The following is a 268-nucleotide window of genomic DNA, read 5'->3' on the forward strand; positions in this document are numbered from 1 at the left end:
GGTGAAATTGCCCAAATCCACGCCGGCTTGCCCTGCGGCGGCGATAATCTCGGCCACCGGCATGCCGGCGGCGGCTTGGTCCAGCCCCCACAGCAGCGAGCAGCGGGTGCCGGTGCGGCAATAGGCGAGCACGGGCGTGTGGCTGCTTTGGCGCAGCGCTTTAAAGCGGGCCACATCGCCGGCCTGAATGGCGGGTGCCACCACGGGCTGGTGCTGCACATCGTCAATGCCTTCTGCGGCCAGCCATTGCTGCACTTGGGCAAAATCG

1 protein-coding gene is annotated in these 268 nt (G+C 66.8%); it reads right to left on the reverse strand.

What is annotated here, in order from left to right:
- Positions 1-268 (reverse strand): TIGR01244 family sulfur transferase (locus V0R37_RS22275; protein ID WP_420376578.1); only part of this gene is annotated, 268 nt, incomplete at both ends.

It is taken from the genome of Pollutimonas rozaliensis, from assembly GCF_048751585.1.
Classification (GTDB): domain Bacteria; phylum Pseudomonadota; class Gammaproteobacteria; order Burkholderiales; family Burkholderiaceae_B.